An 11,836-nucleotide genomic window follows, 5' to 3' on the forward strand; every position below is an offset into this window, starting at 1 on the left:
CCTTGATCCCGGCGCTTACTTGGCACGTACCGTGCGCTGTTCGATGCGTTTTTCCGGCGTCTTGTTCAGCACGATGCGCTGAACGAAGATGCCTGCCAAATGCACATCATCCGGATCGATGGCGCCGGTCTCGACCAGCTCTTCGACTTCCACGATCGTGACTTTTCCGGCCATGGCGGCCATCGGGTTGAAGTTGCGCGCCGTGCGATGGAACACGAGGTTGCCGGCGCGGTCGGCCTTGGCGGCCTTGATCAGGGCAACGTCGGCGCGCAGCGAGCGCTCCATGACGTAGGTTTCGCCGTCGAATTCGCGCGTTTCCTTGCCTTCGGCGACGACCGTGCCCACACCGGTCTTGGTGAAGAATGCCGGGATACCGGCACCGCCGGCACGCAGCTTTTCGGCGAGCGTGCCTTGCGGCGTGAATTCAAGTTCGAGTTCGCCGGCCAGATACTGGCGCTCGAACTCCTTGTTCTCACCGACGTACGACGAGATCATTTTCTTGATCTGACGCGTCTCGAGCAGCAGACCGAGGCCGAAGCCGTCGACGCCCGCGTTGTTGCTGATGCAGGTGAGCCCCTTCGTACCCGAGTCGCGCAGCGCAGCGATCAGGGCCTCCGGAATGCCACACAGGCCGAAGCCGCCGACAGCGAGCGTTTGCCCGTCTGCGACGACACCGGCGAGCGCCTCCTTGGCGCTGGCGAATACCTTGTTCATCGTTTGTCCCTTTCCCTCGGTTGAGAATTGAAATTATGCCGCGCGCTTGCGCGTTGCGTCGCTCGCGCTGCCCGGTCCCACCTTGCGGCCACGCGTCTCATGCAATCATAGAGCTTACGGTGCCGTGCAAATGGGGCACAATACGTGAAATTACATATCTTCCCGCGTGCCGGGCCGCTGCACGCGGCGCTCCGGCGCGAGGACCGACCCGATCAGCCCCCTGCTCCGCCCAGCCCCCATGCCGACGTTCGACTACCAGACAGCCTTTCACATTGCCCCAGTGGGTCTGGTCATCTCCCGCCAGCGGATCATCGAAGACTGCAATCGCGAGCTTGGCAAGATCTTCGGTTATGAGCACGAAGCGCTGATCGGCCAGTCGTTTCAGGTGCTCTACCCCTCGCCGAAAGAGTTCGAACGCATTGGCGAGCGCATTCCGCCGATCATGAGTTCGCAGGGCGTATATTCCGACGAGCGCATCATGCGCCGGGGTAACGGCGAACTGTTCTGGTGCCATGTGACAGGACGCTCGCTCGACGTGAAGGATCCGCATGCGGCTGGCCTCTGGACCTTCGAGGACATGTCGGCCACGCGCCGCGTCGCCGTCGCCCTCACCGCACGCGAGCGCGAAATTGCCGCACAGCTGGTGCAAGGCAAGACCAGCAAGCAGATCGGCAAGATTCTCGAAATCAGCCCGCGCACGGTCGATATCTACCGCGCGCGCCTGATGCAGAAATACGGCGCGGGCACCGCCACCGAGCTGGTTCAGCGACTGTTGGGCAACTGACCCACCCCGCCATGCCCGCGCGCTGACGCCGGCTTACGCCACCAGCGCGCGAATCGATGCCGGCAGCGGCACCGACTTCTCTTCCAGATAGTTCACCCATACGATCTTCGCGCCACCCTCGGCGGCGATAACGTCGGGCGTGTCGGCCCGGCGCAGTTCGAAACGGGTGTCCACGCTCGTGCGTCCCGGCTCGCCAATGAACATGCGGCAATCGATATCGCCCGGGTAACGCAGTTGCTTCAGGAACGTCATGTGCGCATTGATGATGACCGGGCCCTCGCCCGCCGAGCGCTCTTCCGAGGCGACGTCGAGCGTCTCCAGCCAACTGATCCGCACCTGCTCCATATAGCGGAAGTAGACGGTGTTGTTGACGTGACCGAACGCATCCATATCGCCCCAGCGAATCGGCATGCTCATGCGAAAGACTTCCTTGTATTGCGACGACACTGCGAATTCTCCATGGTGAAAAGACAACGCCCCGCCGACGGTCGGCAGGGCGTCATGGAGACAAAGTGTAGCGCGTTGGCCCGATTAGCGCCGTAGGGGCTGGCTTCGGTTGGCCGCGACCTCGTCGCCTTTCACCGCAGCTTCGGCCCGTTCCACAAGATCGCGGCCGACGAGCACCTTCCACTTCATATAAACCGGGCGCGTCGCGTCGATGAACCGTTGGCGCTGGTCGGGCGTGAGCCGCGTGACCTTGACGCCGCGCGTCTCCAGCTCTTCCCACATCGCGCGCCCCGAGCTGAGCAGGTCTTCCCGCGCGAGCGTGACTTCGAAGCGAGCGGCTTCGACGGCGGCGTCGCGCACGATGTCGCGGTCCTGCGCCGACCAGCTATCCCACACCTGCCGGTTGACGACGAAGACGATCGGGTCGGCGACGTAATCCCACACCGTGACGTAACGCTGTCCGACCGTATCGAGCCGGACATTGTTATAGATCGTCATCGGATTTTCCTGCCCGTCGATCTTGCGGGTGCGCAACGCGCGAATCGCATCGTTCCACGTCATCTGGGTCGGATAGGCCCCGAGTGCCGTGAAAATATCGTTGAACAGCAATGAGCCGACCACGCGAAAACGCAAGCCACGCATGTCGTCGGGCGAGCGAATCGGGCGGCGGGAGTTGGTCAGTTGCCGGAAGCCGTTTTCGCCCCACGCCAGCGGCACCACGCCCTGCTCCTCCACACGGCGGAACAGTTCGCGGCCGACGTCACCGTGTGTGAGGGCATCGAGCGAGCGATATCCCTTGAGCAGGAACGGGAGCGAAAACACATTGAATTCGGGAATCGCCGACGACCAGTTGATCGTCGAACCGACGGCCATGTCGATTACGCCCTGACGCAGCGCCGAAAATTCGCGCGTCTGGTCGCCGCCGACCAGCGCCGCCCCCGGGTGCAATTTGATATTGATGCGCCCGTGCGTGCGCTCCCGGACCATATCGGCCCAGAGTTGCGTGCCTTTGCCCCAGGGCGTGCCCGCATCGGGCACGATCGACAGTGTGTATTCGGGCTTGTAGGTTTGAGCGGCAACGGGCAATGCCGTTGCGGCGAGGGCAAGCGCGACTCCGATGAGCCCCCGCCAGCCTGGATTACGCATGGTGTCCTCGAGACGATTCGGGTTCCGGCGTCTGGCGCGACCTGAAGCGCGACGTCGTTCACAACCCCGTGTGCATCGACGAATTATGCGCCCGCCCCCCGCACACTGACTGCCTCGGACAATCCCCGATTGCCGCATTGCAGCGAGCCTGCGCAATCGGGGACCCACCTTGCAGCATGCGGTCAATTCACGTCATTCAACCCACGGCCAGACCGTCGTCGATGGTCATGATCGAGCCGTTGATAAAACGAGAATCGTCCGACGCCAGCAGCAGAATCAACCCGTCGAGATCGCTCGGCTCGCCGACGCGCTGGCGCGGCAGCATCTGAATGAGCTTACGGCCGGCTTCGGTCTGCCAGTGGTCGTGATTGATCTCGGTGTCGATATAGCCCGGACACAGCGCATTCACATTGATGTTGAAACGGCCCCATTCGAGCGCCATCGCACGCGTCATGTGAATAACGGCGGCCTTGCTCACGCAATACACACCTAGCATCGGAATCGCGCGCTGACCGGCCACCGACGCCACGTTGATGATCCGGTGCTGACGCTGCGGGTCGCCCTTGGCGCGCCGGAGCATCCGCTTGGCCACTTCCTGCGCCACGAAGAACGCGCCGCGCGTGTTGGTGTCGAGTACGTAGTCGTATTCCTGCGGCGTGACATCGACCAGCTTCTGCTGTGTCGAGACGCCGGAGTTGTTGATGAGAATGTCGATGGCCCCCGCCTCGGTCTCGGCATGCGCCACCCCCGCGCGAATGCTGTCGTAGTCGGTCACATCGAGCGGTACCACGTGGGCCGCCCCGCCCAGCGCCTCGATTTCAGCGCGCAACTCCTTGAGCCGTTCCACGCGGCGGCTGGCCAGCACGACCTTCGCCCCGGCCTGCGCGAGCACCTTGGCAAACTGCATGCCGAGCCCGCTCGACGCGCCAGTGACCAAGGCCACCTTCCCTTCCAGATTCAGCGAACGCCCCATCCTGATCTCCCTCGCGCCCGGACGCGCATTGAATAACGACACTGCCGCATAGCCCGCCGCTAGAGCTTCTTACCTAGCAAACCGAACGATCGTGCTATTAATATGCGGTTGCGAGGTGTTCCCCATTCCCGGAAAATGGCCGCACCCACGAATTCTAACGTTTATAACAGGAGCATCAATGGATCCCAAGCTGCTCGAGCAGTACGGCCCGAGGGAATCGATGGAGTATGACGTCGTCATTGTTGGCGGCGGTCCGGCCGGTCTGTCCACGGCCATCCGTCTGAAGCAGCGCGCACAGGAAGCCGGCAAGGAAATTTCCGTTTGTGTGTTGGAAAAAGGCTCGGAAATCGGCGCTCACATCCTGTCCGGTGCCGTCATGGATCCGCAGGCGCTCACCGAACTCATCCCCGACTGGAAGGAACGCGGCGCGCCGCTCGACACCCCCGTCAGCGAAGACCGTTTCCTGTTTCTGACGGAAACGGGCGCGACCTCCACGCCGTCGTGGCTGCTGCCTGCCTGCTTCCAGAACCATGGCAACTACGTCATCAGCCTGGGCAATGTGGTGCGCTGGCTGGGCCAGCAGGCCGAAGCGCTGGGCGTCGAAATCTTCCCGGGCTTTGCCGCCGCCGAAGTGCTCTATGACGAGAACGGCGCCGTGATGGGCGTTGCCACCGGCAACATGGGCGTGGGCAAGGACGGCGAGCCGACCGAGAACTTCCAGCTCGGCATGGAACTGCACGCCAAGTACACCATCTTCTCGGAAGGCGCGCGCGGCAGCCTCGGCCGCCAGTTGATGCGCAAGTTCAATCTGGACGAAGGCCGCGATCCGCAGGCCTATGGTCTGGGTATTAAAGAACTGTGGGAAATCGATCCGGCCAAGCACAAGGAAGGTCTGGTCGTGCACACGGCCGGCTGGCCGCTCAATTCGCACACCTACGGCGGCTCGTTCCTGTACCACCTGCCGAATAATCAGGTCGCCGTCGGCTTTATCGTCGGTCTCGATTACAGCAACCCGTATCTGTCGCCGTTCGAAGAATTCCAGCGCTACAAGACGCACCCGTCGATTCGCCACTTCCTCGAAGGCGGCAAGCGCGTGTCGTATGGCGCACGTGCGATCACGGCCGGCGGCCTGCTCTCGTTGCCCAAACTCGTCTTCAAGGGCGGCGCACTGGTCGGCTGCGAAGCCGGCTTCCTGAACGCCAGCCGCATCAAGGGCAGCCACGCCGCGATCAAGACCGGCATGATGGCCGCCGATGCGGCCTTCGACGCACTCACGGCCGAGCGCCAGCGCGATGAATTGAGCGCCTTTCCGGTGGCGTTCGAGCAATCGTGGCTGTTCGAGGAACTGAACAAGGCGCGCAACTTCAAGCAGTGGTTCAAGAAGGGCCTGACGGTCGCGACGCTGATGACCGGCATCGAGCAGAAGCTCCTGGGCGGCAAGATGCCGTGGACGATCCACCGCAAGAAGGCCGATCACGAATGTCTGCTGCCGGCGGCGCAGTGCCAGCCGATCGTCTATCCGAAGCCGGACGGCAAGCTCACGTTCGATCGTCTGTCGTCGGTGTTCATCTCCAACACCAACCACGAAGAGAACCAGCCGGCTCACCTCACGCTCAAGGATCCGAGCGTGCCGGTCGGTATCAACCTCTCGGAATATGCCGGACCGGAACAGCGTTATTGCCCGGCCGGGGTGTATGAGTTCGTGAAGAACGACGACGATTCGGAGCGTCTGCAAATCAATGCGCAGAACTGCGTGCATTGCAAGACGTGCGACATCAAGGACCCGACGCAGAACATCGTGTGGGTCACGCCGGAAGGTGGCGGCGGGCCGAACTATCCGAACATGTAATTCCCGACAGCCGCCGGTTCGCCCGGCGGTTTGTCGTTTCGCGGGTCGCTTCGCGAACGCTGACTGACGATCGCGAACCCTCGCTCGATTCACGCCAAAGGCAAGGAGGCTTCATGCCAAGAACTTCCCCAACTTCGCTGTTTTCCCCGATGTTTTCCCTTCGTTCAGCGGCTATCTCAGGTGCCGCGCTCGCCGGTGCACTATTGATCGCCAGCCCGGCAGCGCAGGCAAAGACCATGAGTTATCTCTGCGAAAACGGTCACGTCGCGGTCGTGGTCTACGACGATCACAATCTGGGCGGCGACGTCACGCTGTATTGGGCCGGCAAGCGCGAAGTGCTCAAGCCCACCCGTGCCGCGAGCGGTGAGAAGCATGTCGGGCGGACACTGATCTGGTGGAGCAAAGGGCCGGAGGGCACGCTGTACACCGCGAAGGGTGAGCAACCGATCACGCAGTGCAAGGAATAGGTCGGTAACGGTCGGTAGCGATCGGTAGCGATCGGTAGAAAAGCAAAACGCCAGACAACTCTGTCTGGCGTTTTTTTATGCAGCTTGCGAGCGTTGCGAACGGTCAGCGCCGCCGCAAACCTGTCGCAAATTTACTCCGGTGCGTGCGAAGCGATCACCGGCGTGCCGACATGAACGTCGCCACATTGCGCGCGATGACGCAGTGCGTGGTCGATCAGCACCAAGGCCAGCAGCGCCTCGGCAATCGGCGTTGCGCGAATGCCGACGCACGGGTCGTGACGCCCGAACGTTTCGACCGTCGCCGCATCGCCGGCCTTGTCGATGGAGCGACGCGGCGTGCGAATGCTCGAGGTCGGCTTGATGGCGATAGAAACGTCGACATCCTGCCCGGTGGAAATACCGCCCAGAATCCCGCCGGCATTGTTGCCGACGAAGCCTTCCGGGGTCAGCTCGTCACCGTGCTCCGAGCCCTTTTGCGTCACGCTGCGGAAACCCGCACCGATCTCGACGCCCTTCACGGCGTTGAGACCCATCATCGCGTGAGCGATGTCGGCATCGAGGCGATCGAACAGCGGCTCGCCGAGACCCACCGGCACGCCCGTCGCCACCACGCGCAGCTTCGCGCCGACGGAGTCGCCCGCCTTGCGCAGGTCATCCATATAGGCTTCGAGTTGCGGCACGACGTCGGCATTCGCCGCGAAGAACGGGTTTTGCGACACTTGCGACCAATCGGTCTGCGGCACTTCGATGTCGCCGAGTTGCGTCATGCACCCGTGAATCTGCACGCCATAGCGCTCGGCCAGCCACTTCTTGGCAACGGCGCCCGCTGCCACCACCGGTGCCGTCAGACGCGCCGACGACCGGCCACCGCCGCGATAATCGCGCACGCCGTATTTCTGCCAGTAGGTGTAGTCGGCATGGCCGGGACGGAAGGTCTCGACGATATTGCCGTAGTCCTTGCTGCGCTGATCCGTATTGCGGATGAGCAAGGCGATGGGGGTGCCCGTCGTCACGCCCTCGAAGACACCGGAGAGAATCTCGACGGCATCGGGCTCGTTGCGCTGTGTGACGTGGCGCGACGTGCCGGGGCGGCGGCGATCCAGTTCGACCTGAATGTCGGCTTCCGTGAGCGCCATTCCCGGCGGGCAGCCGTCGATGACGCAGCCGATGGCCGGGCCATGCGATTCGCCGAAAGTGGTGACGGTAAACAGGGTTCCAAGCGTATTGCCAGACATACGGGGATCAGGTTGGGGTGAGACGGGAAGGCCCTATTATGCCAGCGATCCCGCCCCGCCGCGCTCAGACTGGCCAAGGACCTCGCAATTCAAGGACACGCTCGCGCAGCACCTCGGGGGTCGCCTGCACGGCCGTCACCGGCTCGCCGATGACCAGTTCCAGCCGGTTGAGGATGCCGCGCTTGAACGGACGCGTCATCGCTGCGCCGCCATGCCGCGAGAAGAAGCTGCCCCACAGCCCGCGCAGCGCCATGGGCACGACCGGCACGGGCGACCGATCGAGAATACGCCGCACCCCTTGCCGGAACGCCTGCAACTCGCCGGACGCCGTAAGTTTGCCCTCCGGGAAAATACAGACCACTTCTCCCGCGTCGAGCGCCTGCGCAATAGCTTCGTAAGCGCGCGTCAGACCTTGTGCATCTTCGTGCGCCGGCGCAATCGGAATCGCCTTGACGGTCCGGAAGAACCAGGACAGCACCGGGATACGGAAAATCCGGTGATCCATGACGAAGCGCACCGGCCGCCGGATGGACGCACCGATCACCACGGCGTCCGCGAAGCTCACGTGGTTGCACACCAGCACACACGGCCCCTCATCCGGAATACGCTCGGCGCCTTTGACCCCGATGCGATAGACCGTATGCAGCAGCAACCACATCACGAACCGGATCAGGAACTCGGGCAACAACGCATAGAGATACACGGCCACCAGTGCGTTGAGAATCCCGGTCACGAGATACAACTGATCGATGGTGAAACCGGCGCGCGTCAGTGCCATGGCCATCAGCGACGACACGACCATGAATAACGCATTGAGAATGTTGTTGGCGGCGATGATGCGCGCGCGGTGCGACGGTGCGCTGCGACTCTGAATCAGCGCGTAGAGCGGCACACTGTAAAACCCGCCGAACATCGCCAGCAGGAACAGATCGGCCAGAATGCGCCAGTGGCCCGGCTGGGCGAGAAACTGGCCGACGGTCTGCAAGGTCGCGCCGGGCACGCCGCCGCGACTCGCAAAGTACAGATCCACCGCGAAGACGGTCATGCCGATCGAGCCGAACGGCACAAGCCCGATTTCCACCTTGCCGCCCGACAAGCGTTCACACAGCATCGAGCCAATACCGATACCGACCGAGAACATGGCGAGCAGCAGCGTCACGACATTCGGGTTGGCCCCCAGCACATCGCGCGAGAAATTGAAGAACGACGCGAGAAATGTCGCCCCAAGAAACCACAGCCACGAAATGCCCAGCAGACTCAGGAACACTGCGCGATCGGTGCGGGCGATGCGCAGGTTACGCCACGTTTCCGTGAACGGATTCCAATTGATGCGCAGATCCGGCTGCGCGGCCGGTGTCGACGGCACCCACGTGGAAACGAGCCGCCCGAGCAGCGCCAGCGTGACGCACACGCCACCGAGCCACGGCAGCGCCGATGCCCCGACGCCCGCAATCTCGCCGCCGATGATCGTGCCGATCAGGATGGCCACGAACGTGCCCATCTCGACCAGCCCGTTGCCCCCCACCAGTTCATGGTTACCGAGATGCTGCGGCAGATAGGCGTACTTCACCGGCCCGAACAGCGTCGAGTGCAACCCCATGAGGAATGTGCAGACGTAGAGCAGCGGTGCGCTCGCCCAGAGAAAGCCGGCCGCACCCACGACCATGATGGCGATCTCCAGCGTCTTGACGAAGCGGATCAGGCGCGCCTTGTCCCACTTGTCGGCAATCTGACCGCTTGTGGCAGAAAACAGCAGAAATGGCGCAATGAAGATCGCGGAAATCAGGAACGCGGCCGTCTTGCCGTCGACATTCTGGAAGAGGGTCGCGTGATACGTCACGAGCGACGTGAACGCGATCTTGAACACGTTGTCGTTCATCGCGCCCAGGAACTGGGTCCAGAAAAACGGCGCGAAACGACGCTCTTTCAATAACCGGGATTGGTGGCCCTCGCCGCGCACCCCGCGCTGGCTCGGTTCGCTCACTTGGTACTTTCCGCTTCCTCAGCCGGCCAGTCGCGAATGTAGGCCTTGAGCATACGATTCTCGAACGACTGCTCTTCGACAACGGCACGCGCCACGTCGTAGAACGAGATCACGCCCATCAACGTGCGGCTGTCCATGACCGGCAGATAGCGGGCGTGACGCTCCAGCATCATGCGGCGCACTTCGTTGACGTCCGTTTCAGGCGTGCACGTGAGCGGGTGATCGTCCATGACCTTGCGGATCGTCGACGTCCCGACGGTGCCGCCGTTCTTGCTGATCGTATTGATGATTTCCCGGAACGTCAGCATGCCCACCAGATCGCCGAACTCCATCACGACCAGCGAACCGATATCGTGCTCCGCCATCGTGTCGACGGCTTCGGCCAGCGACGTTTCCGGGGTCACGGTGAAAAGGGTGTTGCCCTTTACCTTCAGGATGTCAGACACACGCATGGCACACACTCCTCTTTGCATGACTCGGGCGGCGATTTCGGAACGCTGCCGAAAACGACCGCCGGACTTCGAAAGTTCGAAAATTCAAAAATCCGAATGGCGACGCGAATCACCGGCAGGTCTGCCAGCGTCTCCGCACTGAATTGTAATTAGTTGAAGTGATGCTATCGGAAAGCTTCCCAAAAGGAAAGGCGCGATGGGCCGTCCATCGCCGTGTGGCGCGGGTTTTCGGCCGATTCTGCCCTCTCGCTCGGACAACACCTGATGCACCGGCTCGGACAGCACCGCAATTTTCCTGACGCCCCCACGAAAGCCTGTCGATGCGCACGAAGGTGGTGCTAGGATTGCCGTATACGTCAAGTGAGCGTGCCGTGAACATGACATTTCAGTGTCGCCGGCGCGTCATGGGTCTTGCCGCTGACGTTCTCGCTCGTGACTTGCCAGCCCATTTTCCGTTGTTCCTTCTTGTGCTACGAGGCCATCACCGATATGTCCGTACCGCATTTCGACACGCTCGCCCTGCATGCCGGGGCCGCCCCCGACCCCACCACGGGGGCACGCGCCACGCCGATCTACCAGACCACGTCGTTCGTCTTCACTGACTCGGATCAGGCCGCCGCGCTCTTCAATATGGAGCGCGCCGGGCATGTCTACTCGCGCATTTCGAACCCGACGAACGCGGTGTTCGAAGAGCGCATGGCCGCGCTCGAAAACGGCGTGGGGGCGATTGCCACCGCCAGCGGTCAGGCAGCGCTGCATCTGGCCATTGCCACGTTGATGGGCGCGGGCGCGCACATCGTGGCATCGAGCGCGCTGTACGGCGGCTCGCACAACCTGCTGCATTACACGCTGCGCCGTTTCGGCATCGAAACCACGTTCGTGCGCCCCGGCGATCTCGACGGCTGGCGTGCGGCGGTACGGCCCGAGACGCGCCTCTTCTTCGGTGAGACGCTCGGCAACCCGGGGCTCGACGTGCTCGACATTCCGAACGTCGCACAAATTGCCCACGACGCCGGCGTGCCGCTGATGGTAGACAGCACGTTCACCACGCCATGGTTGATCAAGCCGTTCGATCACGGCGCGGATCTCGTGTATCACTCGGCCACCAAGTTTCTCGGCGGACACGGCACGACGATCGGCGGTGTGCTCATCGACGGCGGCACGTTCGACTTTGAAGCGAGCGGCAAATTTCCCGAGCTGACGGAACCTTACGACGGCTTTCACGGCATGGTGTTTGCCGAAGAAAGCTCCGTTGCCCCCTTCCTGCTGCGCGCGCGCCGCGAGGGGTTGCGCGACTTCGGCGCGTGTCTGCATCCGCAGGCGGCGTGGCAGTTGCTGCAAGGGATCGAAACACTGCCGCTGCGCATGGCCCGGCACGTCGACAATGCGCGCCGCGTGGTCGAGTTTCTGGCCGGGCATGAAACCGTGGCGTCGGTCGCCTACCCCGAACTGCCCACGCACCCGGATCACGCGCTCGCCAAGCGGTTGTTGCCGCGCGGCGCGGGCGCCGTGTTCAGCTTCAATCTGAAAGGCGACCGGGAAGCCGGGCGCCGATTCATCGAATCGTTGCAGTTGTTCTCGCATCTGGCCAACGTCGGCGACGCCCGCTCGCTCGTCATCCATCCCGCATCGACCACTCACTTCCGCATGGACGCGGCTGCGCTGGCGGCGGCCGGTATTGGCGAAGGCACTGTGCGTCTGTCGATCGGTCTGGAAGACCCGGACGATCTGATTCAAGACCTCAAGCGCGGCCTGAAGGCATCGGCATCGACCAAACGATAACGG

Annotated in this window: 11 protein-coding genes; 4 read left to right on the forward strand and 7 right to left on the reverse strand. The window is 62.8% G+C overall.

All coding sequences use genetic code 11. The features are described 5' to 3' along the window. Positions 1 to 15 precede the first annotated feature (15 nt). Positions 16 to 714, reverse strand: coding sequence for a CoA transferase subunit A (locus CDV46_RS20865; protein ID WP_058378164.1), 699 nt, complete (start codon positions 712 to 714; stop codon positions 16 to 18). A gap of 238 nt (positions 715 to 952) precedes the next feature. Between CDV46_RS20865 and CDV46_RS20870 the strand changes: the two genes are divergently transcribed. Next, complete coding sequence (locus tag CDV46_RS20870; protein ID WP_058378163.1) at positions 953 to 1,498, forward strand: PAS and helix-turn-helix domain-containing protein; 546 nt, start codon at positions 953 to 955, stop codon at positions 1,496 to 1,498. 33 nt (positions 1,499 to 1,531) lie between these two features. Here CDV46_RS20870 and CDV46_RS20875 read toward each other — a convergent pair whose 3' ends face one another. From CDV46_RS20875 to CDV46_RS20885, 3 genes are all read right to left on the reverse strand, one after another. After that, positions 1,532 to 1,945 carry an acyl-CoA thioesterase gene (locus tag CDV46_RS20875; protein ID WP_140413447.1) on the reverse strand — a complete coding sequence of 138 codons (414 nt, stop codon included), beginning with the start codon at positions 1,943 to 1,945 and terminating at the stop codon, positions 1,532 to 1,534. Between the two features lie 84 nt (positions 1,946 to 2,029). Further along, the gene (gene dctP, locus CDV46_RS20880; RefSeq protein ID WP_087724721.1) at positions 2,030 to 3,091 is read right to left on the reverse strand and encodes a TRAP transporter substrate-binding protein DctP; all 1,062 of its coding nucleotides are present in this window, start codon (positions 3,089 to 3,091) and stop codon (positions 2,030 to 2,032) included. A 196-nt stretch (positions 3,092 to 3,287) separates the two neighbouring features. After that, positions 3,288 to 4,064: an SDR family oxidoreductase gene (locus CDV46_RS20885; protein WP_058378161.1), complete on the reverse strand. Its 777-nt coding sequence runs from the start codon at positions 4,062 to 4,064 to the stop codon at positions 3,288 to 3,290. A 178-nt stretch (positions 4,065 to 4,242) separates the two neighbouring features. Between CDV46_RS20885 and CDV46_RS20890 the strand changes: the two genes are divergently transcribed. Both CDV46_RS20890 and CDV46_RS20895 read left to right on the forward strand, forming a co-directional pair. Beyond that, positions 4,243 to 5,913 carry an electron transfer flavoprotein-ubiquinone oxidoreductase gene (locus CDV46_RS20890; protein WP_087724723.1) on the forward strand — a complete coding sequence of 557 codons (1,671 nt, stop codon included), beginning with the start codon at positions 4,243 to 4,245 and terminating at the stop codon, positions 5,911 to 5,913. Positions 5,914 to 6,149: 236 nt separating this feature from the next. After that, positions 6,150 to 6,380: an MliC family protein gene (locus tag CDV46_RS20895; protein WP_176399142.1), complete on the forward strand. Its 231-nt coding sequence runs from the start codon at positions 6,150 to 6,152 to the stop codon at positions 6,378 to 6,380. A 131-nt stretch (positions 6,381 to 6,511) separates the two neighbouring features. Here the strand turns inward: CDV46_RS20895 and aroC are convergent, their stop codons facing one another. The 3 genes from aroC to CDV46_RS20910 form a co-directional block, all read right to left on the reverse strand. After that, positions 6,512 to 7,615, reverse strand: a complete 1,104-nt coding sequence (aroC, locus tag CDV46_RS20900; protein ID WP_058378158.1) for a chorismate synthase — start codon at positions 7,613 to 7,615, stop codon at positions 6,512 to 6,514. Between the two features lie 64 nt (positions 7,616 to 7,679). After that, positions 7,680 to 9,599, reverse strand: coding sequence for an MFS transporter (locus CDV46_RS20905; protein WP_087687035.1), 1,920 nt, complete (start codon positions 9,597 to 9,599; stop codon positions 7,680 to 7,682). Further along, entirely contained in the window at positions 9,596 to 10,051 is a 456-nt protein-coding gene (locus tag CDV46_RS20910) for a CBS domain-containing protein (RefSeq protein ID WP_058378157.1), read from the reverse strand. The genes CDV46_RS20905 and CDV46_RS20910 overlap by 4 nt, the downstream gene beginning before the upstream one ends. Positions 10,052 to 10,540: 489 nt before the next feature. On the opposite strand from CDV46_RS20910, the gene CDV46_RS20915 reads away from it, so the two are divergent. After that, positions 10,541 to 11,833, forward strand: coding sequence for an O-acetylhomoserine aminocarboxypropyltransferase (locus CDV46_RS20915; RefSeq protein ID WP_087725073.1), 1,293 nt, complete (start codon positions 10,541 to 10,543; stop codon positions 11,831 to 11,833). The last annotated feature ends 3 nt before the right edge of the window (positions 11,834 to 11,836 follow it).

This window comes from Pandoraea sp. PE-S2T-3 (genome assembly GCF_002179965.1).
GTDB lineage: Bacteria > Pseudomonadota > Gammaproteobacteria > Burkholderiales > Burkholderiaceae > Pandoraea.